Source organism: Paracoccus sp. SSK6 (assembly GCF_039770665.1).
In the GTDB taxonomy this organism is placed as follows: domain Bacteria; phylum Pseudomonadota; class Alphaproteobacteria; order Rhodobacterales; family Rhodobacteraceae; genus Paracoccus.
In genome coordinates this window covers 215,893-241,153 of the sequence record NZ_JBDPNJ010000001.1, presented here as the reverse complement: position 1 = coordinate 241,153, position 25,261 = coordinate 215,893, and the positions used below count along the sequence as shown (strand labels likewise).

The window sequence follows — 25,261 nt, the reverse complement described above, 5'->3', positions numbered from 1 at the left end:
ATATCCCGGGGGTCCGGGGGCTGGCCCCCGGCTTGATCCGCCATGAGCCATTCCGACGCCATCCTCGACCGCCTGATGGCGCTGCATCCCAAGGTTATCGACCTGTCGCTGGACCGGATGCACCGCCTTCTGGCAGCCCTGGGCAACCCCGAACGCCGCATCCCGCCGGTGATCCACATCGCGGGCACCAACGGCAAGGGCAGCACCCAGGCGATGATCCGCGCGGGGCTCCAGACGGGCGGCGCACGCGTCCATGCCTATACCTCGCCCCATCTGGCGCGGTTTTACGAACGCATTCGGCTGGCAGGTGACCTGATCGCGGAAGCCGATCTCGCCGCCGCGCTGGAGGAATGCGAGGCCGCCAATGCCGGCCAGCCCATCACCTTCTTCGAGATCACCACGGCGGCGGCCTTCCTGGCCTTTTCCCGCACGCCCGCGGATTACACCCTGCTGGAGGTCGGCCTCGGCGGCAGGCTGGACGCGACCAACGTGATCGACACCCCCCGCCTGACGGTCATTACGCCGGTCAGCATCGACCATACGCAATATCTGGGCGACACGCTGCCGCTGATCGCGGGGGAAAAGGCCGGGATCATCAAGCGCGGCGTGCCGGTGATCGTCGGCCCGCAGGACGATGAGGCCCTGCGCGTGATCGAGGCGAAGGCCTCGGGCCTGACCGCGCCGGTCTTTGCCCATGGCCAGCACTGGATGATCGCGCGCGACCGCGACGGCATGGTCTATCAGGACGACCATGGCTTGTGGGATCTGCCGCTGCCGAACCTGATCGGCCCGCATCAGGTCCAGAACGCCGGAACCGCGCTTGCCGCGCTGCGCCAGTTGGGCGCGACGGATGCCCAAGCCCGCGCAGCGGTGACCCAGGCCGAATGGCCCGCGCGGATGCAGCGGCTGAAGCGTGGCCCCCTGGCCGATCTGGCAGGCCCGCAGGCCGAACTGTGGCTGGACGGCGGCCACAATCCGGCGGGGGGCGAGGCCCTGGCCGCGACGCTTGCCGCCATGCCGCCGCGCCCGACACATCTGGTCTGCGGGATGCTGAACACCAAGGACATCGCAGGTTATCTGCGTCCTTTGGCGGCGCAGGCCAGCAGCCTGACCGCCATCGACATTCCCGGAGAGCCGAACACCTTGGCGGCCGAGGTCACAGCAGAGGCGGCAGGCAGCGTGGGCATGATCGCGACCACCGCAACGGATGCAGCATCGGCCATCGAGGCGATCGTCAGCCGCGACCCCAAGGCGCGGATCCTCATCTGCGGGTCGCTGTATCTGGCCGGGCGGGTGCTGCGGGAAAACGGCTGAGCGGTCAGAGGTCCGACAGATGAATGTCCGTGGACCTTCGCCCGGACCGATTGCCCGGAGCCGCAAGGCGCAGGGCAAAGGGCGCCACCCGGTCGAACATCCGCAATCCGGCCGCGTTTGCCTGGGCTGGCGCGAGAATCGCGCCTGCCAAGGGGCAGGCAGGCGCGGCCGGATTTGCCTGACGTCAAATTCGGCAGGTCACTCCGCCCTCCCCCAGCCTGCGTCCTGCATCTCGCGCAACCGGCTGGCGGTGCGCTCGAATTCGAAGCTGCCCTCGCCCTCATTGTAAAGCTGTTCCGGCTGGTCCGCGCCGCTGGCGATCAGGCGCACCTTCGCCTCATAGAGCGCGTCGATCAGGGTCACGAAGCGCTTGGCCTCGTTGTAGTTCGACGCCGACAGCCGGGGTATGCCGTCGATCATCAGCACCTCGACCTCGCGCGACAGCGCCAGGTAATCCGCCGGCCCCAGCGGCTTGCCGCAGAGATCCCAGAAGCCGGACCGGCCTACTCCTTCGGCAAAAAAGGGCAGCTCGAAGCTGCGCGCCCCGACCTCGATCCGCTTCGAGGCGCCCGATGCGCGACCCGTCAGGTCATCCCAGATCGCATCCATCGCGGCCTTCGCGCTCGCATCCGCAGGACAGAACCAGACCTGCCCGCCGGTCGCCCGCCCCTGCCGGTGATCCACGGCGCTGTCCAGGCACACGACCTCCAGCCGCTGGCGGATCAGGTCGATGAAGGGCAAAAACAACTGCCGGTTCAGCCCGTGCTTGTAGAGATCCTCGGGCACCCGGTTCGAGGTGGTGACGATCACCACCCCCTGCTCCAGCAGCACCTGGAACAGCCGCCCCACGATCATCGCATCCGCGATGTCGGTGATCTGCATCTCGTCAAAGCAAAGCAGGCGGACCCTGGCCGCGACTTCCAGCGCGACCGGGCGCACGGTATCCTGGTCGCCCCGCTGGCGGGCGCGGTTCAGCCCGGCCTGGATTTCCTGCATGAATTCGTGGAAATGGACGCGCCGTACGGGCACCGTCGCGGCCTCGGCCAGCAGGTCCATCAGCATCGACTTGCCGCGCCCGACCCCGCCCCACAGGTAAAGCCCCCTGGCTGCGGGTGCTGCGGGCGGCGGGCTGCCGACGCCCAGGAAGGCGCGCCAGGCCGACCGCTTTTCAGGCACCGGGGCTGCGGCGATGTCATCCAGAACACGGTCCAGATGCGGCAGGACGGATTGCTGCGCAGGATCGGGCTGGATCCGCCCTTCCGTCACGCGCTGCCGATAAAGATCGCTGACCTTGCCCATGAGGCGCCCTTGCCATGGATGCGGCCCAGCCTGCAAGGGGCCAGTGCTTGACCGCGCGCAGCCCTCCGTGCCACGCCTGCCGGGACAAACGAAAGCGGATCCGATGCCCCCCAAGATGCCCGACCTGATCGCCGACTTTCCCGTCCTGTTCGTCATGGCGGCCCTGCCCGAATACGGTCCCGCCCTGCGCGCCCGGATCGATCCGCTCATCACCGGCATCGGCCCGGTCGAGGGCGCGGTGCAACTGACCGCCGCCCTGGCGGGGATGCGGGAACTGCCGCGCCTGATCGTCTCGCTGGGCTCTGCCGGGTCCGCGCGGCTGACCCAGGCCGAGGTCTATCAGGTCGCGGCGGTCGCCTATCGCGACATGGACGCATCGCCCCTGGGGTTCGAAAAGGGGCGCACGCCGCTGCTGGACCTGCCCGCCCGCGTCGATTTGCCGCTGCGGGTCGAGGGGATCCCCACGGCCACCCTGTCCACCGGCGCCAACATCGTCAGCGGTCCCGCCTATGACGCCGTGCCCGAGGACATGGTGGACATGGAAACCTTCGCCCATCTGCGCGCGGCCCAGCATTTCGGCGTCCCGCTGATCGGTTTGCGCGGCATATCGGACGGGGCGGCGGAACTGCAGCACCTGTCGGACTGGACGCAATACCTGCACATCATCGACGAAAAGCTGGCGGGGGCGGTGGACCGGATCGCGGACCAGCTTGCGGACGGAAGCCTGCTCCCGGCCGCACCGCGCTTGTCCTGAGGGCCGCCAGCCCCTAAACCCCTGGGGGCACATCCACCGGACAGGCAGACATGGCACGCGGCACGACGATCACCTCAGACCGGCCCACCAGCAAGCGCGTGGGCGCCTTGCGGGCGCTGTGGCCCTTTGTCCGGCCCTATCGCGTGCAGGTGGTGCTGGCGCTGCTGGCCTTGGCCGCGACCTCGGCCATCAGCCTGATCCTGCCGCTCGCCGCGCGCCGGGTCGTGGACAATTTCGACGACGGCGCGGGGCTGCTGGACGAATATTTCGGCGCGGCGCTGATCATCGTGGCGCTGCTGGCCCTGGGCACGGCAGCGCGGTATTTCTTCGTCACCCGCCTGGGCGAGCGCGTGGTGGCAGATATCCGCAAGGCCGTCTTCGCCCGCGTCATCACCCTGTCCCCCGCCTTTTTCGAGCGCGTGATGACCGGGGAAATCCTGTCGCGCATCACCACCGACACGACGCTGATCCAGTCGGTGATCGGGTCTTCCCTGTCCATCGCGCTGCGCAACATGCTGATCCTGGCGGGCGGCATGGCGATGCTGGCCTTCACCTCGCTGAAGCTGATGGGGCTGGTGCTGCTGATCGTGCCCGCGATCCTGGTGCCGATCATCGTGCTGGGACGCAAGCTGCGGGGGCTGTCGCGCGCCAACCAGGACTGGATCGCGGCGTCCTCCGGCGCGGCGTCGGAAACGCTGCTGGCCGCGCAGACGGTGCAGGCCTATACGCACGAGGCTCGCAGCATCGCCCGCTTCGACGAGGTGACGGAGCGGTCCTTCGACGTGGCGCTGACGCGGATCCGCACGCGGGCGCTGATGACCGCCATCGTGATCTTCCTGATCTTCGCGGGCGTGATCGGCGTCTTGTGGATCGGCGCGCGCGACGTGCGCATGGGCGCCATGACGGCGGGACAGCTGGTGCAGTTCGTGATCTATGCGATCCTTGTCGCGGGCTCGACCGGCGCGCTGTCGGAAATCTGGGGCGAGTTGCAGCGCGCGGCGGGCGCCACCGAACGCCTGGGCGAGTTGCTGGCGGCCGAGGATGTGCTGACCGATCCCGCCCGTCCCGTCGCCCTGCCCCGTCCGGTGCGCGGCCATATCGCGCTGCAGGACGTAACCTTCCATTATCCGACCCGCCCCGATGTCTCGGCCCTGGAGGGCGTCAGCCTGACCATCCAGCCGGGCGAGACGGTGGCCTTGGTCGGCCCGTCCGGCGCGGGCAAGACCACGGTGATCCAGCTGATCCAGCGCTTCTGGGATCCGGCGACGGGCCGGGTGACGCTGGACGGCATCGACCTGCGCGACATGGCGCGGGCCGATTTCCGGCAGGCCATCGCCCTGGTGCCGCAGGATCCGGTGATCTTTGCCGCGACCGCCCTGGACAACATCCGCCTGGGGCGCCCCGAGGCATCCGACGACGAAGTTCAGGCCGCCGCCCGCGCCGCCCATGCCCATGATTTCATCACGGGGCTGCCGCAGGGCTATGACACGCCGCTGGGCGAACGCGGCGTCATGCTGTCGGGCGGTCAGCGCCAGCGCATCGCCATCGCCCGCGCCATCCTGCGCGACGCCCCCGTCCTGCTGCTGGACGAGGCGACAAGCGCGCTGGATGCCGAATCCGAATCGCTGGTGCAGGCCGCGGTCCAACGCCTGTCCGAAGACCGCACCACGGTTGTCGTGGCCCATCGGCTGGCCACGGTGAAGAAGGCCGACCGGATCGTCGTCTTCGACGGGGGCCGGATCGTCGCCACCGGCACGCATGACGCCCTGGTGGCCGAAGGCGGGCTTTACGCCCGCCTGGCGCGGATGCAGTTCACCGACATGCCCGTCCTGCCGGAACCTGCCTGACCGCGAACAGCCTTATCGCCGGGGTGCCGCGTAAACCGCCGCCCAGAACCGCGTCTTGCCATCGGGCCCGATGGCCTGGCCGATGCCATAGTCGCGCACCTGCGGGATCAGCATGTTCGCCAGGTGCCCGCTGGAGGCGTTCCATTCCGCCAGCACCCGTTCCTGCGAGAACGGCCCGGCGGCGATATTTTCGGCGGTGACGGCCGGCGCATAGCCTGCCGCCTTGACACGCGGGCCGGGACCGCTGGTCCTGCTGCCCTGGTGCGTCATGCGCCCGCGCGTGGCCATGTCGCAGGCGTGCCTGGCCGCGACCTGCGCCAGCACCGGATCGGGCTGCACGGGCGGCAGGCCGGCGCTGCGGCGCACGGCGTTCGTGGCCGCCGCGCCGTGGCTGTTCTGGCCGGAACTGGTGGCAAGGCAGGTGGCCTTGCCCGCCGGCATCAGCTGCATGTCATGGGGATCGTTGCCGCCGACCCGGATGTCGGGCGTGGTCTGGGCGCAGCCCGCCAGAAGGGCGCACAGCGCGGCGGCGGCTGAAAACTGGATTGACCGGCTCATAGGGTTCTCACCTTTCAAACAGGTGCATCCTACGGGTGAAAGTCTTAATGATTTAACAATGCACGGTTGTAATATAGTCGGGGGGTCTTGCCATAACCAGATGGAACGCTTGCTTCAAGCCCGCGTTTTTCATCGGATCATCCAGAAACACAGCCGAAAGGACGCATGCATGGCCATCTGGGATTTCGTGAAGGACGCTGGCAAATCGATCTTCGGCAAGGCCGAGGCCGCCGAACCTGCCAAGCCGCAAGCCCCCGCATCAGCCGCCGCCCCCGCTGCGGCAAAGCCCGCGCAGGATCCCGACACCACCCGCAAGGTCGCGGCCCTGAAGGCCGAACTGCGGGCCCTGAACCTGGACAAGGACGATGTCCACCTGACGCTGCGCGGCGACACGGTCAAGGTCGAAAGCAAGGGCGCCGACCGCGAGACGCTGGAAAAGCTGATCCTGGCCATCGGCAATATCGAAGGCGTGGCCAAGGTCGAGGCCGACCTGCCCCAGGCCGGGCCCCAGGCGGGCAAGGCCCCGGTCTTCCATACGGTCAAGAAGGGCGAGACGCTGTCGGCCATTGCCAAGGCCTATCTGGGGAACGCCAACAAATACAACGCCATCTTCGAGGCGAACCGCCCCATGCTGTCCGATCCCGACAAGATCTATCCCGGCCAGACCCTGCGCATCCCCCAGGACTGAACGGCCTGACGCGGCGTCGGGTCCGCCCTGACGCCGCGTCCCGTCCCGCTGTCCCACCAAGGCTCTTGCCCCCCTTCCCGCCAATGGCCCATTGTTCCTGAAACGGGATCGGGAGGGTGGTCCCTGAGGGAGGATGGATGACTCGCTTCATCAGCTATGATGATCGCAACGCCCTGGAAGCCGAGATGCCCTATGAGGCGCGCGATCTTCCGGTGACGCTTTACGGCTTTCTGGCCCGCACCGCCGCGAAATATCCCGACCGGCCCGCGATCAGCTTCCAGCTGCTGTCGGGGCCCCAGACCCATGCGACGACCCTGACCTGGCAGGATCTGCTGGAACGGGTGACGGAAACCGCCAACCTGCTGCGCAAGCTGGGCGTCGGGCCGACGGATACCGTGGCCTATCTGCTGCCCAACAGCATCGAGACGCCGGTCGTGCTGCTGGCGGGCGCCACGGCGGGCATCGTCAACCCGATCAACCCGCTGCTGGACGCCCAGCAGATCGCGGGCATCCTGCGCGAAACCCGCGCCAAGGTGCTGGTCACGCTGCGCGCCTTCCCGAAAACCGACGTGGCCCAGAAGGCGGCCGAGGCCGTGGCCAATGCCCCCGGCGTCACCCATGTGATCGAGGTCGATCTGAACCGCCACCTGCGCGGCCTCAAGCGTTTCATCGTGCCGCTGATCCGGCCGCGCGTGAAGGTGCGCCACAAGGCCAAAGTGCTGAACTTCGAGGCCGCGACCAGCGGCGAAAAGCACACCCGGCTTGATTTCGAGGACGTGCAGCAGGACCGGGTCGCCGCCTTCTTCCACACCGGCGGCACCACCGGCACGCCCAAGGTCGCGCAGCACAAGTATTCCGGCATGATCTACAACGGCTGGCTTGGCGGCACGCTGCTGTTCGACGAAACCGACGTGCTGATGTGCCCGCTGCCCATGTTCCACGTCTTTGCCGCCTATCCGGTGCTGATGTCCTGCATCGCATCGGGCGCCCATGTCGTCATGCCCACCCCCGCCGGATACCGGGGCGAAGGCGTCTTCGACAACTTCTGGAAGCTGATCGAACGCTGGCAATGCAGCTTCCTGATCACCGTGCCGACCGCGATCTCCGCCCTGATGCAGCGGCCGGTCAATGCCGATGTCTCGTCCCTGCGCACCGCCATCTCCGGCTCGGCCCCCCTGCCGATCGAGCTTTACAACCGATTCAAGGCCGCCACCGGGGTGGAGATCGCCGAGGGCTACGGATTGACCGAGGCCACCTGCCTGGTCAGCTGCAACCCCATCGACGGCATCAAGAAGGTGGGCTCCGTCGGCATCCCCCTGCCCTATACGCATGTCCGCATCCTGAACCACGACGATTCGGGCCGCGTCCACGAATGCGCCACCGACGAGGTGGGCGAGATCTGCGTGGCCAATCCCGGCGTCTTTCCCGGATCCACCTATACCGAGGCCGACAAGAACCACCGGCTGTTCGCCGAGGACATCTATCTGCGCACGGGCGACCTGGGACGGCTGGACCCGGACGGCTACCTGTGGATCACGGGCCGCGCCAAGGATCTGATCATCCGCGGCGGCCACAACATCGACCCCGCCGAAATCGAGGAGGCGATGCTGTCCCATCCCGCCGTGGCCTTTGCCGGCGCCATCGGGCAGCCCGACAGCTTCGCGGGCGAACTGCCCTGCGTCTATGTCGAACTGGTCGCGGGCGCCCAGGCGACCGAGGCCGAGTTGCTGGCCCATGCCAAGGCCCATATCCACGAACGCGCCGCGATCCCCAAGCATGTGGAAATCCTGCCCGAACTGCCGAAAACCGCCGTGGGCAAGATCTTCAAGCCCGACCTGCGCCGCCTGGCCATCAAGCGCGTCTATGACGCGGCCCTGGCTGGCACCGGCGCCCATGTGGCCGAGGTGGTCGAGGACAAGAAGCGCGGGTTGGTGGCCCGCCTTGCACGGGGCGCCGACACGGACGAGGCAACGGTGAGGGCGAAGCTGGGTGAGTTCACCCGCCCCTGGGAATGGGAATAGAACCGCCTGGGGATCGCCTGTTCGCGCTTTAAGTGTAACCCGTCTTTGGTTAATACCGCCGGAGGCGAAGGCGGCATTTGGCTTCAGGACAAGGAAGAACGATGGGCGAACCACTCCCCGAGGCAGGCTGGTCACGAGAGATCAAAACCGTCCGCAATGCTTGGCTGTTCCCGCCCAGTGCCATGACGGGCCGCCCGGCCTGCGGGGTCGTGACCGCCGATGGGGAAGACTGCCTGCACGCCTCCACCTGGCGGGGCGGCATCCGAATGACCCGCAAGGTCGATGGCGCCGAGAAGCCCGCCAGGTTCCTGGAGGGCCGCCATATGTGGGGCGGCCTTTACTATGGGCATTTCGGGCATTTCATGACCGAGACGATGGCCCGCTGCTGGGCCTTCGACCGCGACGACATCGAAAGCGTCCTTTTCATCCCCAAGCACGAGAAGCTTTCCGAGTTCCAGAAATACCAGTCCCATTTCTGGAACCTGCTGGGCCTTAGGGCGCAGGAGCGGATCCTTCGCGAACCGCTGATCGTCGAGGAACTGCTGGTGCCGGGCCAAGGCTTCGGCTTGGGAACGATCGCGCGCGGCACCCCTGAATTCCGCCAGACGATGCGGCGCATGGCCGAAAGGATCCCCCAGGATCCGCCCTGCAAACTCTATATTTCGCGCACGAAATTCAACGGCCGCGGCGGGCTGATGGGCGAACGGGTCATCGAACGGAACATGGCCGCCAACGGCTACACGATCCTGCATCCCGAAAAGATGGAACTGCCGGATCAGTTGCGCGCCTACAAGTCGGCGACCCATATCCTGGGGGCGGACAGTTCCGCCTTTCACATCGCGGGCATGGTGGCCGACCCGGCGAAGAAGATCGGCTTCATCCTGCGCCGCGACAACAACGCCTATGAATCCATCGCCGCCCAGATCAGCGGCATGATCGGGCGGGAGCCGGTCATCATCGACGCCCTGGCCGCGAACTGGATGGACAAGGGGGCGACCTTTTCCAACCATCTCAGCTGGGGCGAGGTCGATCACGAGGTTCTTGCCGGCATCCTTGAACACCATGGCTTTATCGACGACAGGTCGAACTGGCAGGGGCCGGGCGAGGATGAAATGGCCGACTGCATTGCATGGGTCCAGGCGAAGCACGCGGAAGAACTGGTCCGCGTGCCCCTGGCCCGCTGACGGACGGAACAAGGGAGACGGCCGATGAACGACCGTGATGTCAAGATCCTGGGCGTGTGCCGCTTCTCGATGCTGGGACGAGGCGACTGGAAGGCCTATCGCAACCAGCCGGACGAGGCGCTGGAGGCGATCTATCTGAACCAGGCGCAGGCCCTGTTCGCGCCCGAGCGGCTGCAGGCACGGCTGGATACCTTCGAACACCTGACGCTGCGCTCGCTTGCCAACCAGAGCGATGCCGATTTCCGCCTGCTGGTCGTGTCCTCGGACCGGATGCCGGCGGAATACCGCGCGCGGCTGGAGGCGATCTGCCACGGCGTGGAGCAGGTGGTGCTGCGGTTCCTGCCGCCCGTCCACATCTCGGACGCCATCCACCAGGTTGCGGCCGAGATCGACCTGCCCCTGCCCGGCACGGTGCAGTTCCGGCTGGACGACGACGACTGCGTGTCCAGGGACTATATCCGCCGCTTGCGCCGCCACGCCGCCAGCATGTGGCGCAATGCCCATTTCGCGGTCAGCTTTCCGTCGATCTTCTATTGCATCACCGACGGCCCGACCGAGGGGATCTACAACTGGTACAGCCCCTTCTTCAGTGCGGGCGCGGCGATCCGCCATTCGTCGCGCACGATCTTCGACTATGGCCATTACGCGATCCCGACCCGTCTGGTCGCCGTCACCGATCCGCATTTCCCCAACATCGTGACGCACCGGGGCGACAACGACACGCCCCGCCACGCCCCCGAGATCCTGCGCAAGCGCGGCATGTCCAAGGCCAGCCGGTCCGACGTGGAGCGCGCGATCGAGCGGCATTTCGATTACCTGACGCCCGAGGGGATGGCCTTGTGCAGCTTTGACCGGATGCTGGCAGCGGCGTGATCCGGCTTGGCGCAGAGGGAAGGTGCGGTGACGCGGGAGGACGCGCAACGGGGCGCACGGCGGCCGCGCAACGGGGCGGTGCCTGGATCGCCGCGGGCCAGCATTTGCTGGGAAATCGGGGCCACGGGGCAGGCACCGCAGAAGCACGGGCCGTACACAGCGCGTACACAAGGTGAAGCCGTAGGGTGGGTTTTCAACCCACCACGCGCAGCGGGTTCATGCAGCGGTGGGTGAAACCCCACCCTACGGTTTGCTCACCGGCAGGATGCGAAAACGGCGCATGAAATCACGCACCCTACAAAGGCCGGTAACGCGGCTGTGTCTTTGGGGATCGGGTGATTCGGGCGACGCTGGATCATCGCAACAGGAGACAGGAGCGCCATGACCCGACTTTCCCTTGCCACCCTCACCGCCTGCCTGCTGGCCCTTCCGGCCTTGGCTTCTCAGGGCCCGGCCACGACCGAGCCTGCGGCAGGCACCTCACCCACGCCGATCGTGGCGAACTGCCCCGGCAAGCCGCCGGTAAATGCTTGAAGGATACGCAACGCCGGAAGGCGATGCGTGTTTGGCAGGGTGGGATTTATCCCGCCAATCTACGACGGTTGATGGTGGGGTAAAACCCACCCTCCGGTTTGGCCGCGTGATTTCACGCACCACTTTCGCGCCGTGATGGTGCGTGCGGAACACGCACCCTGCGCTTGCGCTTGCTGCGGAGCCATAGCGTTAACGCGGCTTTAAGGCTCGGCGGGATAGGCAGGCAGCCATGTCCCGTTATCTTCGTCCGCGCATTCCCGGTGCCAGCATCTTCTTCACCGTCGTTCTGGCTGATCGCGAAAGTGATTTGCTGCTGCGTGAGATCGTGCGGCTGCGCGAGGCGGCAGGCCGGATTCTGGCGAAGCGGCCGGTTGACATCGGCGCTTGGGTCGTTCTGCCGGATCACCTGCACGCAGTCTGGACGCTGCCCCTTGGCGATTGCGACTATTCGGGCCGCTGGGCGGCGATAAAGGCCGGATTCTCGCATGGCCTGCCATCCGCCCCCCTGCGCCGCAGCCAGGTGAACCGCCGGGAAAAGGGAATCTGGCAGCGGAGATTCTGGAAACACCATCTGCGAGGGGAGAGCGAGTATGCGGCAGCAATACGCTATTGCTGGACAAATCCGGTCAGGCACGGTCTGGCGGGTGATCCGGCGGACTGGCCGGATTCATCCTGGCACCGGGACGCCGCAAGGGGTTTGACGAGCGGCTTCGACCACCGGCGCGGGCTGCCGTAGGGTGCGCTTCAGCGCACCCTGGGGGGTTTGTGTCGGTTTTGGTGCGCTGAAGCTACGGCTCTGGGCTTGGTGCGCTGAAGCGCACCCTACGGCTTTAACGCGTAAACTTCTTGTACTTCACCCGCTTTGGCTCAATCGAGTCTGGTCCCAGCCTACGCACCTTGTCCTGCTCGTAGGCCTCGAAGTTGCCCTCGAACCACTCCACATGCGCGTCGCCTTCAAACGCCAGGATATGCGTGCACAGGCGGTCAAGGAAGAAGCGGTCGTGAGAGATGATCACCGCACAGCCCGCGAAGTCCTCCAGCGCGGCTTCGAGCGCCTGCAGGGTTTCCACGTCCAGGTCGTTGGTCGGTTCGTCCAGCAGCAGCACGTTGCCGCCGGATTTCAGCAGTTTCGCCATGTGGACGCGGTTGCGTTCGCCGCCTGACAGTTGGCCCACCTTCTTCTGCTGGTCCCCGCCCTTGAAGTTGAAGGCGGAGCAATAGGCGCGGCTGTTCATGGTCGCGTCGCCCAGGACGATCTGCTCGGCCCCGCCCGAAATCTCCTCCCACACGGTTTTCTGGGCATCCAAGGCGTCGCGGGACTGGTCCACATAGGACAGTTGCACCGTGTCGCCATAGGCGATCTCGCCCGCGTCGGGCTTTTCCTGGCCGGTCAGCATGCGGAACAGGGTGGACTTGCCCGCGCCGTTCGGGCCGATCACGCCGACGATGCCGCCGGGCGGCAGCGCAAAATCCAGATCCTCGATCAGGAGCTTGTCGCCCATGGCCTTTTTCAGGCCCTGGACCTCGATCACGCGGTTGCCCAGGCGTTCGCCGTTCGGGATGATGATCTGGGCGCGCGACAGCTTTTCGCGCTCGGACTGGCTCGCCAGTTCGTTATAGGCGTTGATCCGGGCCTTCTGCTTGGCCTGCCGGGCCTTGGCGCCGGCGCGGATCCATTCCAGTTCGCGTTCCAGCGTCTTCTGCTTGGCCTTGTCCTCGCGCGCTTCCTGTTCCAGGCGCTTGGCCTTCTGTTCCAGCCAGGCGGAATAGTTGCCCTCGTAGGGGATGCCCCGACCGCGGTCGAGTTCCAGGATCCAGCCGGTGATGTCGTCCAGGAAATAGCGGTCATGGGTCACGATCAGGATCGTGCCCTTGTATTCGATCAGGTGCTTTTGCAGCCAGGCGATGGTTTCCGCGTCCAGGTGGTTGGTCGGTTCGTCCAGCAGCAGCATGTCCGGCGCCTCGAGCAGCAGCTTGCAGAGCGCCACGCGGCGGCGTTCCCCGCCCGACAGGCTGGTCACGTCGGCGTCGTCGGGCGGGCAGCGCAGCGCCTCCATGGCGACATCCACCTGGCTGTCCAGATCCCACAGGTTCTCGGCGTCGATCTCGTCCTGGAGCTTGGCCATCTCCTCGGCGGTCTCGTCCGAGTAGTTCATCGCCAGTTCGTTGTAGCGGTCGAGCTTGGCCTGCTTGGCCTTCACGCCCTCCATCACGTTGCCGCGCACGTTCAGCGCGGGGTCCAGTTCCGGTTCCTGCGGCAGATAGCCCACGGTCGCGCCCTTGGCGGCCCAGGCCTCGCCGGAAAAATCCTTGTCCCAGCCGGCCATGACGCGCAGCAGGGTGGACTTACCGGCGCCGTTGACGCCGACCACGCCGATCTTGACGCCCGGCAGGAAGTTCAGGCGGATGTTTTCAAAGACCTTCTTGCCGCCGGGATAGGTCTTGGACACGCCGTCCATGTGGTAGACGAACTGATAGGACGCCATCGGAAATCTCCTGCAAACTTTGGGTGCTATGTAGGCGAAAGCGCGCCTGTGTGAAAGGTCAGCGCGTCTCGGCCAGGAAATCGGCGCCGAAGCGGTCGGCCAGGAAGGCCAGTTGCGGCGCCATGTGGGTCTCCAGGGCGGCGATGGCCTGGGGCGGCACAGTCAGCGGGTCGCGGTTGGCAAAGACCTTGTCGCGCATGTTGGCATAGGGATGGGGGCCGATGCCCAGATGGGCTTCGACCGCGTCCATCACCGCCTGCGGGTCGCGGGCAATGCGGCCGAAGGGCAGGACCAGCATGTCGGGGAAACGGGCCTGCCAGCGCGGCAGGTAGCTGGCGTAATCGCCCCGGTCATGCAGGACGGGATTGCCGATTTCCGCCATCCAGTCGGCCAGCGTCCGGGGGCGGCGCTTTTCGCGTTGCAGGTTCATGCGAAGCTGCGAGATCGCGCGGTCCACGGGATGGCGGATCAGATAGATCACCCGCGCCTTGGGCAGGAATTCGGCCACGAAATCGACGCCTTCGTCGGGAAGGGCCGAGTATTCGGGCGTGAAGTCCATCGGCATGGCATGGGCGGGCGCGGGGGCGAAGACGCGCTTGTACCAATGGTTGTGAAACATCTGGCCCCTGGTCAGCCCGTCCAGATAGGCGTCCAGTTCCGGCGGCATCGGCAGGTTGCGGGTCCGGTGCCGGGTGCGGATTTCGTCGGGCTTGTTGCGGTAATGCCAGCCGATCCATTTGCGGTGTCCGGGAATGAAGCGGTGGTTGAAGAACTGGACCTCCTTGAAGGGGGGGATCCAGACCTGCGGATGCTGGCCCAGCATCTGCGCCAGCCAGCTTGTGCCCGCCTTCTGCGCGCCGATGCAGAGCGCGCCGGGCTTGCGCGGCTGTCCCTGGGGATCGAAGGCCGGGCTGATGGTGATGAAGGACAGGGTGCGCCCTGTCGGCGGTTCAGTCCTGGCGGAGGATGACGGCATGGCTTTGCGAATGGTTGGCATAGGTCGGCCAGTCGGGTTCATAGGCGTCGGCCTGGTTGCCCCAGACGGTCCAGCCGGGGCGCGGGCCGCGGGCGAACATCTCAAGGCGCGGACCCCAGGAGCAGGCCTCGATCAGGGGATATTGCTCGTCGGGCTTGCGGGAATGTTCGCGCTTGGGGGTGGCGATGATGTTTTCCTGGCTGCGGCCGGGATCCAGGGTGCGCACGTCCTTGCCGCGCGTGCCGAACAGCAGGATCTCGGTCACGTTGCGGAAATAGAAGCCCACGCCGCGCCGGTCGGGGCCGCCGTCCTTGCGGGTCTTGTACCAGATCAGGTTCGACTTGTAGGTGAAGCCCCAGCACTCCATGACCTTCAGCCCTTCAGGCAGGAGGGCGTTCGGCACCCAGAGGTAGAGATGCGCGCGGGCGTCGGCCACGGAGGCCACCGGCAGGGCGCAGATCTCCTCCAGCGTCATGGTGGGATAGCGGGTCAGGCGTTTGTGTTCGGGCGCCATCTTGCCGGTGCGGTTCTGGAACTGCCAGGGCGGGTCGGCCAGGACGGTGCCGAAGCGGACCGCGCCTGCGGTGGCCAGAAGATCGTCGGACGCGCTTGTCAAACCGGCCTCCGGTCAAGGGTTTCGCGATTCCGAACAGCCTTAGCGGACAGGCGGGCGGGCCGCCACCGCCAAGCTGGCCGCAGGGGCGTTACAGGCGGCCCCAAAGGTCGTATTCGCCTGCCTCGTCTACGGTGACGGTCACGATGTCGCCGGGCTTCAACGCCTCGAAGCCCTCGTCGATGAACAGGTTGCCGTCGATTTCCGGCGCGTCGGCCTTGGTGCGGCAGGTCGCGCCTTCATCGTCCACGCTGTCCACGATCACCTCGATCCGTTGGCCGACCTTGGCGGCAAGCTTCGCCTCGGAAATGGCTTGGGCCTTTTCCATGAAGCGCTCGAAACGCTCCTGCTTCACCTCGGCCGGGACATGGTCGGGCAGGTCGTTGGCCCGCGCGCCCTTGACGTTTTCGTACTGGAAGGCGCCGACGCGGTCCAGTTGCGCCTCGTCCAGCCAGTCCAGCAGGGTCTGGAACTCGGCCTCGGTCTCGCCAGGGTAACCCACGATGAAGGTGGAGCGCAGCGTGATCTCGGGGCAGATCGCGCGCCATGCGGCGATTTCGTCCAGCGTCTTCGCAGCCGCCGCCGGGCGGGCCATGCGGCGCAGCACATCGGGATGGGCGTGCTGGAAGGGGATGTCCAGATAGGGCAGCACCAGGCCCCCCGATTCAGAATGGGCCGCCATCAGCGGGATCAGGTCGCGCACATGCGGATAGGGATAGACGTAATGCAGCCGCACCCATGCCCCAAGAGAGCCCAAATCGCGGGCCAGGTCGGTGATATGGGCGCGGTGGCCGCGCTCGGTTTCAAACTTGCGGTCGAGGCCATAGGCGCTGGTGTCCTGGCTGATGACCAGCAGTTCCTTGACGCCTGCCGCGACCAGCTTCTCGGCCTCTCGCACCACGGCATGGGCGGGGCGGCTGACCAGTTTCCCGCGCATGTCGGGGATGATGCAGAACTTGCACCTGTGGTTGCAGCCTTCCGAGATCTTCAGATAGCTGTAATGGCGCGGCGTCAGGCTGACGCCGGATGCGGGCAGCAGGTCGATGAAGGGATCGGGCTGCGGCGGCACGGCGGCGTGGACGGCATCCAGAACCGCCTCGTATTGGTGGGGGCCGGTGACGGCCAGAACCTTCGGGTGCGCGCCGGTGATGTATTCGGGCTCGGCCCCCAGGCAGCCGGTGACCAGCACCTTGCCGTTCTCGCGCAGCGCCTCTCCGATGGCGTCCAGCGATTCCGCCTTGGCGCTGTCCAGGAAGCCGCAGGTGTTCACGATCACCGCGTCCGCGCCCTTGTAGTCGGGGCTGATCGCATAGCCTTCGGCCCGCAACCGGGTCAGGATGCGTTCGCTGTCCACAAGCGCCTTGGGGCAGCCAAGGCTGACCATGCCGATGGTCGGCTGGCCTTCGCGGCGTGCGCCAAGGCTGTCGTCGGGAATGCGGGCGCGCGCCAGGTCGGGGCGCAGGTCGGGCGGGTTTGTGTGCATCCGCCGCAAATAGGTGATTCGGTGGCGCCGGAAAAGAGGGATCCCGCCGCCCGCCTTCGCCGGAACGTGATTTCCCCTGGGTCGCCCGATCGGCAAGATGGCGGGATGAGCAAAATCCGCCTGATCCTGACCCTTGTCCTGTCGCTGGCCGTCCTGCCGCTTGCCAGCCATGCCGGCATCGTCGAACGCGGCCGCTTCATCGACGTGGAAAACCACCGGGGCGGCAATGTGCTGCAGATGGTGCAGTTGCGTGAAAGGCTAGGCCGGTCGGGCAAGACGGTGCGGATCCAGGGCTATTGCCGGTCGGCCTGCACGATCCTGACGACGCTGCCGAATGCCTGCCTGGCGCCGAAATCCCGCATCGGCTTTCACGCGCCCCGTATCCCGAACACCCAGATCATCCCGCCCCTGGTGGACGAGATCATGGGCAACTTCTATCGCGGCGGCATCCGCGACCGCTGGTTCGGCGGCTGGAACCGCTCGATGAAGATGACGGTCCTGACCGCCCGCGAATACGTCCGGCTGGACCCGCAGACCAGGATCTGCGGCTAGGGCCTGCCGCTGGCGGCGGCGTCCAGAAGCTCGGAATGGACGCGGTCGGCAAAGCGGCCCAAGTCGCCCTTGGCCTGCCGATAGTCCATGCCCTGGACGACGGTGACGGTCCTGTCATCCACCGCGATGCATTGCACCACAAAGGCGCCCACGCCCTTTGTTCCCCCGGTGACGACGGCAAGCTGTCCGGGATAATCGTCGATGCGGGATGTCAGATCCGCCTGTCCGGCGGCCCGCTCGACCGCGCTGCTGCACTCCTCCAGGCTCAGGTCGTCCGAGAGCATCCGTTCGACATGATAGGTCAGGAAGAAGTCGTCCTCGGCCAGAACCGGGAAGGCCGGGGCCAGCATCAGGGGGGGCGGCAAGAAGGCGGATGATCGTCATGGCAGCCTTGTCCGATCGAAGGGGAGGCAAATCCGGCGATGCGTCATTCGCGCAGCCGCCAGCCCGTCGCGAAGATCCAGCGGATCGCCAGGCAACAGACCGCGATCATCAGCCCAACCGCGACCAGCGACACGCCGACCGGCACATCGGCCAGGCCGAAGAACGACCAGCGGAAGCCCGAGACCAGATACAGGACCGGGTTCAGCTTGGCGACGCCTTCCCAGAAGGGCGGCAGCATGTCGGCCGAATAGAACGCGCCGCCCAGAAACACCAAGGGCGTGATGACCATCATCGGCACGATCTGCAACTGTTCGAAGGACTTCGCCCACAGCCCGATGATGAAGCCCAGCAGGCTGAAGCCCAGGGCCGTCAGGATCAGGAAGGCCAGCATCCAGAACGGGTGCAGGATATGGACGCCCACGAAGAAGAAGGAGGTCAGCAGGATCACCAGCGCGATCAGCACGGCCTTGGTCGCGGCGGCGCCCACGAAACCCAGCGTCACCTCGATCCAGCCCACGGGCGAGACCAGGTATTCATAGATCGTGCCGCTGAACTTGGGGAAATAGATGCCGAAGCTGGCGTTGCTGACCGATTGCTGCAGGATCGTCAGCATCATCAGGCCGGGCACGATGAAGGCGCCGTATGCCACGCCCTCGACCGACTGGATACGCCCGCCGATGGCCGCGCCGAAGACCACGAAATAGAGAACCGTGGACAGGACCGGCGACAGCAGGGACTGCATGACCGTGCGGAAGAAGCGCGTCATCTCGTGGTGAAAGATCGCCCAGACGCCGGGCCAGTTCACGCCGCTCATGCCGTCACCTCCTGACGCGGTTCGGCGACCAGCGTCATGAACACTTCCTCAAGGCTGGATTGCCGGGTGGACACGTCGCGCACGGTGATCCCCTGCCCCGCCAGATCGCCCAGAAGATGGGCGATGCCGGTGCGTTCGGCGCGGGTGTCGTATTCATAGGTCAGCGACCGGCCGTCGGGCGACAGGCGCAGGCCCCGGCCAAGCAATTCGTCGGGGATCATGGTCAGGGGCGCGGTCAGTTCGATGGTCAGGGTCTTCTTGCCGAACTCGCCCATCAGATCGGCCGTGGGCTTGACCAGCAGCAGGCGGCCCTTGTTGATGACGCCGATGCGGTCGGCCATCTCCTCGGCTTCCTCAAGGTAATGGGTGGTCAGGATGATGGTGACGCCGTCGCGGCGAAGCTGGTCCACGACCTCCCACATCTCGCGGCGCAGGGCCACGTCCACGCCCGCCGTGGGTTCATCGAGGAACAGCACCTTGGGCCGGTGCGACAGGGCCTTGGCGATCAGCACGCGCCGCTTCATCCCGCCCGAAAGCTCGCGTGTCATGGCGTCGCGCTTGTCCCACAGCGCCAGGCTGCGCAGAACCTTCTCGATATAGGCGTCGTCCGGTGACTCGCCGTAAAGGCCGCGCGTGAAGCGGACGCAATTGATGACCTTCTCGAACGGCTCCAGCGCGATTTCCTGCGGCACAAGGCCGATCAGCTTGCGCGCCGCGCGCCATTGGGTAGCGATGTCGTGGCCGCCCACCAGCACCCTGCCCCCGGTCGGCACCACCAGCCCGCAGATGATCGAGATCAGCGTGGTCTTGCCCGCCCCGTTGGGGCCCAGCAGGGCGATGATCTCTCCCTCCTGGATCGCCAGGGTGACATCGGACAGCGCGCGGGTGCCGCTGTCATATTGCTTGGACAGGTTCTCGATCTGGATGATCCCGGTCATCGGGTGTCCTTTCACTCGTCCTCGGGGTGATAGGGGCGGGCGTGGCGCGCATCGGCCAGGGCATCGACCCACCATTCCAGCCGATGCGCAAAGACTGCCATCGCCGCCTCGGCCGCCGCGGCGTCGTTCGGGTCGATGATATGGCCCAATTCGTCGAACTTCCGCCAGGGAGAGGCAAAGCTGACCGTATCGCGCAGCGTGACCGTGTGCAGTTCCGCCAGGATGATCCGCAGGGCCTCGACCGCCCGCAACCCGCCCGAGATGCCGCCATAGCCGATCAGCCCCACGGGCCGCGCCCACCATTCGGCGGTGACATAGTCGATCAGCGTCTTCAGGTGGCCCGGTTCGGCGTGGTTGTATTCGGGCGTCACGATGACGAAGCCGTCGAGATCCGCCATCCGGTCCCGCAGCCGCGCGATGGCAGCCGCGTCGCCCATCTGCACGGGCAGCAGGTCGGGGTCGGCGGGGTCGATGGTGCGCGTGGCGAAGCCGTGGAATTCGAGCTGGCGGATCACCCAGAAGGCCACCCGGTCGTTGATCCGCCCTTCGCGGATCGACCCCAGGATCACCCCGATGCACCTGCGTTCCGCCATGAAGTCGTTCCTTGCGTTCCTGACCGGGCTGCGCCCCTAAAGACAATCGTCCTTGGTCAAGAACAAGGCGAAAAATCCATCGGCCCCTTGCATGTAATCGGCAGAGCCAGGCCGGCAAGGGCGGCGCGGGCGATTTGCGGGGGGCCGCAGACTGGCGAAGGCCATCGCCTTCGCCACGTGCCACCATATCCCCCCACACCGCCGGGCCTCAAAGGCCCGGCCAGCGCCCGCCTTGCCGGGGCTTCGCCCGTTCGTCGCTGAAAAAGGTCCATTGGACCTTTTTCCGGGTGCTTCACGCCCACCGGATCGGGCGCTGACCTCTCGGGGTTGTGGGTGGCACCGTCTTGGATGGTGATGTCCCGCGCGGGCGGGGAAACGCGGTGCGTTTCCTTTTTCCGCCCGGTCGAGGTTGGCTGAGCAAGGCGTTCAGCCCCGCGCGGCCAGCAGGCTTTCGTCCAGGATGTCCAGCGCCTCCTCGAACACCTCGTCCGGGATGGTCAGCGGTGCGAGGAACCGCACCACGTTGCCATAGACGCCGCAGGTCAGCAGGATCAGGCCGCGCTTCAGCGCCTCCTCGCGGACGCGGTTGGTGAAGTCGGGGTTGGGGCTGTCGCTGCCCGGCAGGTTGAACTCGACCGCGTTCATGAAGCCGGGGCCGCGGATGTCGGCGATCTGCGGGATCTGGTCGCGCGCGGCGGCCAGACGCTGCTTCAGCCGCTGGCCCAGGCGGGTGGCGCGGTCGCAAAGCCCCTCCTCCTCGATCACGTCAAGGACGGCATGGGCCGCCGCCACCCCCAGCGGATTGCCCGCATAGGTGCCGCCAAGGCCGCCGGGATGGGGGCTGTCCATGACCTCGGCCCGGCCCGTGACGGCGCTGATCGGCAAGCCGCCGCCAAGCCCCTTGGCCATGGTCACCAGGTCGGCGGCGACGCCGTGATGTTCCATCGCGAACAGCTTGCCGGTGCGGGCGAAGCCGGTCTGCACCTCGTCCGCGATCAAGAGCATCCCGTGATGGTCGCAAAGCGCGCGCAGTTCCGCCATGAAGCCCTGCGGCACCTCGTAGAAGCCGCCCTCGCCCTGCACCGGCTCAACGATGATGGCGGCCACGCGGGCGGGTTCAAGGTCGGCCTTGAACAACTGCTGCAGGGCCTTCAGCGCGTCTTCCTTCGATACGCCGTGCAGGGGGTTCGGGAAGGGCAGGTGCCAGACATCGGGCATCATCGGCCCGAAGCCCGCCTTGTAGGGCGCGACCTTGCCGGTCAGCGCCATGCCCATGAAGGTGCGCCCGTGGAAACCGCCCGCGAAGCTGACGATGCCGGGGCGGCCCGTGTAATGGCGCGCGATCTTCACGGCGTTTTCCACCGCCTCGGCCCCGGTGGTGGCGAAGATCGTCTTTTTCTCGAAATCGCCCGGCACCAGCCGGTTCAGGCGCTCGGCCAGGGCGACATAGTTTTCGTAAGGAACGACCTGGTGGCAGGTATGGGTGAAGCGGTCCAGTTGCGCCTTGACGGCCTCGATGACCTTGGGATGGCGATGGCCGGTGTTGACGACCGCGATGCCCGCCGCAAAGTCGATGTAGCGGTTGCCGTCCTTGTCCCAGATCTCGGCATTCTCGGCCCGTTCGGCATAGATCTGCGTGGTCATGCCGACCCCACGGGAAATGGCGGCGTTCTTGCGGTCGGTCATGGTCGTCATTGGAATCGCTCTCCCTCCTGGGTTTGCGGGATGCTAGCGCAGCGGCGAAGCGCCGAACAGGCCCGCCCTTGCGCCGGATGGCCGCCCGCGCGATGCTGGTTCAAAGGAGAACCGCCATGCCCATCACCCGCGCCCTTGCCGTCCTTGCCGCCACGGCAGCCCTTGCCGCCTGCCAGGACGCGGGCCAGCGGTCGGTCGCCATGCTGCGGCCCGGTTCCAGCTTCACCGTCGCGCGCATCGACGGCGCCCCCGCCCCCGCAGGCGTCACGCTGGAGGTGGGCGAAGGCGGCCGCGTCACGGGCCGCGCGCCCTGCAACCGCTACAGCGGGCAGTTGACCGAAAGCGGCGGCGCCATGACCGTCAGCGGCGTGGTGATGACCCGCATGGCCTGCGCGGACGCTGACCGCAACCTGGCCGAGACGCGCTTCGGCATGGCCCTGGGCAGCGTCACCGCCGCCCGCCGCACGGGCGAGGGCATCGCCCTGGCCGACCCCGAGGGGCGCGAGCGCATCGCCCTGGTCCCCGCCGGCGGAAGCTGACCCGGTGTTCCCGATCCGTGACCACAACCCGTCGCAGCAGACGCCTTGGGTCACCTACGCCCTGATCGCGATCAACGTGGCGATGTTCCTGCTGACCCTGCCGGTCGCGGGCGGAGAGATGCTGTGGGCACGGCTGGCGCTCTATCCCCTTGCGGTGATGCATGGGGAACTGATCTGGGGCCTGCTGACGCATATGTTCCTGCATGGCGGGATCATGCATCTGTTGGGCAACATGCTGTTTCTGTGGATCTTCGGCGACAACCTCGAGGAACAGCTGGGCCGCCTGGGCTTCCTGGCCTTCTACCTGATCGCGGGTCTGGTGGCAGCCGGTGCCCAGATCGCGGCCGAGCCGTTCTCGGCCATTCCGATGGTCGGCGCGTCGGGCGCGATCGCGGGGGTGATGGGCGGCTATCTGCTGCTGTTTCCCCGCGCGCGGGTCGATATCGTCGCGATCTTCATCGTCTTCTTCAAGGTCTTCACCCTGCCCGCCTGGGTGGTGCTGGGGGTCTGGCTGGCGATCCAGATCTTCGGCGGCTGGACGACGCCCGGCGATGGCGGCGGGGTCGCCTATTGGGCCCATGCGGGCGGTTTCGGCGCCGGGGTGGTGCTGGCCCTGCCGCGCTTCCTGCGGCTGGGCGGGCGGGCCTTCTGGGCACGCACCCAAGGCCACCCACCCCACCCCGAAGCGGTCTATGCGCCAAGCCGCATCCCGCGCGTGGGCCGCTAGGGCTTGACGCCCACGCTCATGTGCCGCTTGCGGCCGAAGCCGGGGCGGCGGGTGACGCTGAAACCCGCCTCTGCCAGGGCGCGCCGCACCGCGCCCGCCGCCGTATAGGTGGCGAAGCTGCCGCCCGGCGCGGTGCAGCGACCGACATGGGCCATGATCTCGGGGGCCCACATCGCAGGGTTCTTGGCGGGGGAAAAGCCGTCCAGGAACCAGGCATCGGCCCGGCCCTGCCAGCCGGGCAGGGTCTGCGCCACATCGCCGATCACCAGATGCAGTTCGACAAGGCCGACGTGGATCACGTCGCGGCCCCAGCCCGCGCGAAGCTGCGCCGACAGATCCGCCAGTTCGGGGAAGGCCGCATGGGCCTGTTCCAGTTGCGCAAGGCTCATCGGCCAGCCTTCGAAGCTGGTCATGGTGACGGGCACCGCCGCCACCTGCGCCAGAGCCAGGCAGTTCAGCCCGGTCCCAAAGCCCAGTTCGGCGACATGGAAGCCCGGCCGCAGCCGCGCGGGCAGGTCGTTGCCGTCCAGGAACACATGCCGCGTCTCTGCCAGTCCGCCCGCAAGGCTGAAATAGGGATCGTCGAAGCGGGTGGACACCGGCACGCCGCCGTCGCGCCAGTCAAGCTGCGGGTGGCGGGCGGGGTCGGGATCGGGTAACGCGCTCATGGGCCGCAGCTAGGGGAAAGGCACGGGCTTTGACAAGCGTCACGATCATCGGCGGCGGCATCTTCGGCCTGAGTTGCGCCTGGGAGATGACCCGGCGCGGCGCCCGCGTCCGGCTGATCGAAGCCACGCGGATCGGCGCGGGATCGTCAGGCGGCCATGTCGGCGCGCTTGCGCCCCATGCGCCGGAAAACTGGAATCCGAAGAAGGCCTTTCAACTGGAAAGCCTGCTGATGGCCCCTGCCTTCTGGTCGGGGGTCGAGGCCGCGTCCGGCCTGCCCACCGGCTACGGACGCAGCGGACGCCTGCAGCCCGTGGCCGATGCGGCTGCCGCAGAACGCCTGGCTGACCGCATCGCCGCGGCTGCGGACCGCTGGCCCGAGGATTGCGCCATGCGCCTGACCGACGCCCCGGCAGGCGGCCTGATCCCCGACAGCCCATCCGGCCTGTGGCTGTTCGACGGGCTGACCGCGCGCCTGTCTCCCCGCGCCGCCGGGGCCGCGCTGGCCCAAGCCATCCGCAACGCGGGCGGAGAGATCATCGAGGGCCAGCAGCCCGGCGCCGTTTCCGGCCCGATCCTCTGGGCCACCGGCACGCCGGGGCTGGAGGATCTGTCGCGCGACCTGGGCCGCCCCATAGGCAAGGGCGTCAAGGGCCAGTCGGCGCTGCTGCAATACGACGCCCCCGATGCGCCGCAGGTCTTTGCCGATGGCCTGCACATCGTGCCCCATGCGGATGGAACGGTCGCGATAGGCTCGACTTCGGAAAACGATTACGACCATCTGGATACCGACGAGCAACTCGACAGCCTGATCGCAAGGGCGCGCGCCCTCTGTCCGCACCTTTGCGGCGCCCCGGTGATCGACCGCTGGGCGGGCGCCCGGCCCCGCGCGAAAAGCCGCGCCCCGATCCTGGGGCCCTGGCCGGGCCGCCCCGGCCATTACGTCGCCAATGGCGGCTTCAAGATCGGCTTCGGCATGGCGCCGAAGGTCGCGCAGGTGATGGCCGACCTGATCCTGGACGGGAGTGACACCATCCCGAACGGCTTCCGCCTGTAACCTGCTGCGGACTTTAAGTATCCTCGGGGGGTCCGGGGGGCAGGGCTTCGCCCGTTCGTCGTTGAAAAAGGTCCACTGGACCTTTTTCCGGGCGCGCCTCACCCCCCGGCCTTCGCCTGCCCTCAGGCAGGCAGGGGCGACACCCCGATCAGCAGCGGATGCAGATGCAGCAGCGCCGCCCAGACCAGCACCGCCAGCACCAGCCGTTGCCAGGTCACGCGGAACGCGCCGGGCAGCCCCGACCGCGCCACACCCGACAGGGCAAAGACCAGCATCCCGGCGAAGAAGATCGCATGGGCCAGATCGCCATTGGCGACCAGATGCGCCCCCGCCCAGAGGGCGAAGGCCAGCACCAGACCCGACATGCCGCGCGCCAGCGCGGCAACCAGGATCGCGACCGGCATGGCGATGTTGACCAGCCAGCGGCTCCACAGCGGCTGGTCCCACAGATGCACGTAAGGCGCGCGTCCCGCCGCCACGATCAGCCAGTACAAAAGCCCGATCGACAGCAGGCTGAAGGCGGCCAGATAGCCGCGCCGCCCCAGGTGCCCGATCAGCCAGCCGCGCGGGCCGGGCAGCATGGGGATCATGTGCGCGCCCAGGAAGCAGGCCCAGGCGGCGATATATTCGGTCCATCCGGTCATGGCCGCTTGTTAGCCGCTTGCA

At 67.1% G+C, this 25,261-nt stretch carries 26 protein-coding genes; 13 read left to right on the top strand and 13 right to left on the bottom strand.

Annotated elements, in window-relative coordinates; genetic code table 11:
- The first annotated feature begins 42 nt into the window (after positions 1-42).
- A complete protein-coding gene (locus tag AAIL68_RS01225; RefSeq protein ID WP_347137664.1) occupies positions 43-1,314 on the top strand; it encodes a folylpolyglutamate synthase/dihydrofolate synthase family protein in 1,272 nt (423 codons plus the stop codon).
- A gap of 198 nt (positions 1,315-1,512) precedes the next feature.
- Here AAIL68_RS01225 and zapE read toward each other — a convergent pair whose 3' ends face one another.
- Positions 1,513-2,613 (bottom strand): cell division protein ZapE, encoded by a 1,101-nt coding sequence (zapE, locus tag AAIL68_RS01220; RefSeq protein ID WP_347137663.1) that lies wholly within the window; start codon positions 2,611-2,613, stop codon positions 1,513-1,515.
- Between the two features lie 103 nt (positions 2,614-2,716).
- Between zapE and AAIL68_RS01215 the strand changes: the two genes are divergently transcribed.
- On the top strand, positions 2,717-3,367 hold the full coding sequence (locus tag AAIL68_RS01215) for a 5'-methylthioadenosine/S-adenosylhomocysteine nucleosidase (protein WP_347137662.1): 651 nt from the start codon (positions 2,717-2,719) through the stop codon (positions 3,365-3,367).
- A gap of 50 nt (positions 3,368-3,417) precedes the next feature.
- Positions 3,418-5,214, top strand: coding sequence for an ABC transporter transmembrane domain-containing protein (locus AAIL68_RS01210; RefSeq protein ID WP_347137661.1), 1,797 nt, complete (start codon positions 3,418-3,420; stop codon positions 5,212-5,214).
- A 12-nt stretch (positions 5,215-5,226) separates the two neighbouring features.
- Here AAIL68_RS01210 and AAIL68_RS01205 read toward each other — a convergent pair whose 3' ends face one another.
- On the bottom strand, positions 5,227-5,772 hold the full coding sequence (locus AAIL68_RS01205) for a CAP domain-containing protein (protein ID WP_347137660.1): 546 nt from the start codon (positions 5,770-5,772) through the stop codon (positions 5,227-5,229).
- A gap of 169 nt (positions 5,773-5,941) precedes the next feature.
- On the opposite strand from AAIL68_RS01205, the gene lysM reads away from it, so the two are divergent.
- From lysM to AAIL68_RS01175, 6 genes are all read left to right on the top strand, one after another.
- Positions 5,942-6,460 (top strand): peptidoglycan-binding protein LysM, encoded by a 519-nt coding sequence (lysM, locus tag AAIL68_RS01200; RefSeq protein ID WP_347137659.1) that lies wholly within the window; start codon positions 5,942-5,944, stop codon positions 6,458-6,460.
- A gap of 137 nt (positions 6,461-6,597) precedes the next feature.
- Complete coding sequence (locus AAIL68_RS01195) at positions 6,598-8,481, top strand: acyl-CoA synthetase (protein ID WP_347137658.1); 1,884 nt, start codon at positions 6,598-6,600, stop codon at positions 8,479-8,481.
- A 101-nt stretch (positions 8,482-8,582) separates the two neighbouring features.
- A complete protein-coding gene (locus AAIL68_RS01190) occupies positions 8,583-9,665 on the top strand; it encodes a glycosyltransferase 61 family protein (RefSeq protein ID WP_347137657.1) in 1,083 nt (360 codons plus the stop codon).
- 24 nt (positions 9,666-9,689) lie between these two features.
- Positions 9,690-10,538 (top strand): glycosyltransferase, encoded by an 849-nt coding sequence (locus AAIL68_RS01185; protein ID WP_347137656.1) that lies wholly within the window; start codon positions 9,690-9,692, stop codon positions 10,536-10,538.
- A gap of 381 nt (positions 10,539-10,919) precedes the next feature.
- Positions 10,920-11,072, top strand: coding sequence for a hypothetical protein (locus AAIL68_RS01180; protein WP_347137655.1), 153 nt, complete (start codon positions 10,920-10,922; stop codon positions 11,070-11,072).
- 229 nt (positions 11,073-11,301) lie between these two features.
- On the top strand, positions 11,302-11,808 hold the full coding sequence (locus tag AAIL68_RS01175; protein ID WP_347137654.1) for a transposase: 507 nt from the start codon (positions 11,302-11,304) through the stop codon (positions 11,806-11,808).
- A gap of 94 nt (positions 11,809-11,902) precedes the next feature.
- Here AAIL68_RS01175 and ettA read toward each other — a convergent pair whose 3' ends face one another.
- The 4 genes from ettA to rimO form a co-directional block, all read right to left on the bottom strand.
- Positions 11,903-13,558, bottom strand: coding sequence for an energy-dependent translational throttle protein EttA (gene ettA / locus AAIL68_RS01170; RefSeq protein WP_347137653.1), 1,656 nt, complete (start codon positions 13,556-13,558; stop codon positions 11,903-11,905).
- 58 nt (positions 13,559-13,616) lie between these two features.
- On the bottom strand, positions 13,617-14,534 hold the full coding sequence (locus AAIL68_RS01165; protein ID WP_347137652.1) for a sulfotransferase: 918 nt from the start codon (positions 14,532-14,534) through the stop codon (positions 13,617-13,619).
- The gene (locus AAIL68_RS01160) at positions 14,509-15,150 is read right to left on the bottom strand and encodes an MT-A70 family methyltransferase (RefSeq protein WP_347137651.1); all 642 of its coding nucleotides are present in this window, start codon (positions 15,148-15,150) and stop codon (positions 14,509-14,511) included. The genes AAIL68_RS01165 and AAIL68_RS01160 overlap by 26 nt, the downstream gene beginning before the upstream one ends.
- Before the next feature lie 88 nt (positions 15,151-15,238).
- Positions 15,239-16,630, bottom strand: a complete 1,392-nt coding sequence (gene rimO / locus AAIL68_RS01155) for a 30S ribosomal protein S12 methylthiotransferase RimO (RefSeq protein ID WP_347137650.1) — start codon at positions 16,628-16,630, stop codon at positions 15,239-15,241.
- Positions 16,631-16,735: 105 nt separating this feature from the next.
- Here rimO and AAIL68_RS01150 point away from each other — a divergent pair, with 105 nt between their 5' ends.
- Positions 16,736-17,182: a hypothetical protein gene (locus tag AAIL68_RS01150; RefSeq protein WP_347137649.1), complete on the top strand. Its 447-nt coding sequence runs from the start codon at positions 16,736-16,738 to the stop codon at positions 17,180-17,182.
- On the opposite strand, the gene AAIL68_RS01145 is transcribed toward AAIL68_RS01150, so the two are convergent.
- The 5 genes from AAIL68_RS01145 to AAIL68_RS01125 all read right to left on the bottom strand — a co-directional run bounded on the left by AAIL68_RS01145 (position 17,179) and on the right by AAIL68_RS01125 (position 21,606).
- A complete protein-coding gene (locus AAIL68_RS01145; protein ID WP_347137648.1) occupies positions 17,179-17,532 on the bottom strand; it encodes a DUF6180 family protein in 354 nt (117 codons plus the stop codon). The two genes, AAIL68_RS01150 and AAIL68_RS01145, sit on opposite strands and share 4 nt — an antisense overlap.
- Positions 17,533-17,609: 77 nt before the next feature.
- Positions 17,610-18,380: an ABC transporter permease gene (locus tag AAIL68_RS01140; protein ID WP_347137647.1), complete on the bottom strand. Its 771-nt coding sequence runs from the start codon at positions 18,378-18,380 to the stop codon at positions 17,610-17,612.
- Positions 18,377-19,318: an ABC transporter ATP-binding protein gene (locus tag AAIL68_RS01135; RefSeq protein WP_347137646.1), complete on the bottom strand. Its 942-nt coding sequence runs from the start codon at positions 19,316-19,318 to the stop codon at positions 18,377-18,379. Before AAIL68_RS01135 ends, AAIL68_RS01140 begins: the two co-directional genes overlap by 4 nt.
- Before the next feature lie 11 nt (positions 19,319-19,329).
- Positions 19,330-19,911 carry an NAD(P)H-dependent oxidoreductase gene (locus tag AAIL68_RS01130; protein WP_347137645.1) on the bottom strand — a complete coding sequence of 194 codons (582 nt, stop codon included), beginning with the start codon at positions 19,909-19,911 and terminating at the stop codon, positions 19,330-19,332.
- A gap of 426 nt (positions 19,912-20,337) precedes the next feature.
- Complete coding sequence (locus AAIL68_RS01125) at positions 20,338-21,606, bottom strand: 4-aminobutyrate--2-oxoglutarate transaminase (RefSeq protein ID WP_347137644.1); 1,269 nt, start codon at positions 21,604-21,606, stop codon at positions 20,338-20,340.
- Between the two features lie 116 nt (positions 21,607-21,722).
- Here AAIL68_RS01125 and AAIL68_RS01120 point away from each other — a divergent pair, with 116 nt between their 5' ends.
- Together AAIL68_RS01120 and AAIL68_RS01115 are read left to right on the top strand one after the other, a co-directional pair.
- Positions 21,723-22,145 carry an META domain-containing protein gene (locus AAIL68_RS01120; protein ID WP_347137643.1) on the top strand — a complete coding sequence of 141 codons (423 nt, stop codon included), beginning with the start codon at positions 21,723-21,725 and terminating at the stop codon, positions 22,143-22,145.
- A 4-nt stretch (positions 22,146-22,149) separates the two neighbouring features.
- On the top strand, positions 22,150-22,872 hold the full coding sequence (locus AAIL68_RS01115; protein ID WP_347137642.1) for a rhomboid family intramembrane serine protease: 723 nt from the start codon (positions 22,150-22,152) through the stop codon (positions 22,870-22,872).
- Here the strand turns inward: AAIL68_RS01115 and mnmD are convergent.
- The gene (gene mnmD / locus AAIL68_RS01110) at positions 22,869-23,540 is read right to left on the bottom strand and encodes a tRNA (5-methylaminomethyl-2-thiouridine)(34)-methyltransferase MnmD (RefSeq protein WP_347137641.1); all 672 of its coding nucleotides are present in this window, start codon (positions 23,538-23,540) and stop codon (positions 22,869-22,871) included. The genes AAIL68_RS01115 and mnmD overlap by 4 nt on opposite strands.
- 29 nt (positions 23,541-23,569) lie before the next feature.
- Here mnmD and AAIL68_RS01105 point away from each other — a divergent pair, with 29 nt between their 5' ends.
- Positions 23,570-24,595, top strand: a complete 1,026-nt coding sequence (locus tag AAIL68_RS01105) for an FAD-dependent oxidoreductase (protein ID WP_347137640.1) — start codon at positions 23,570-23,572, stop codon at positions 24,593-24,595.
- 122 nt (positions 24,596-24,717) lie between these two features.
- Here the strand turns inward: AAIL68_RS01105 and AAIL68_RS01100 are convergent, their stop codons facing one another.
- Positions 24,718-25,239, bottom strand: a complete 522-nt coding sequence (locus AAIL68_RS01100; RefSeq protein ID WP_347137639.1) for an NnrU family protein — start codon at positions 25,237-25,239, stop codon at positions 24,718-24,720.
- Positions 25,240-25,261: the final 22 nt, after the last annotated feature.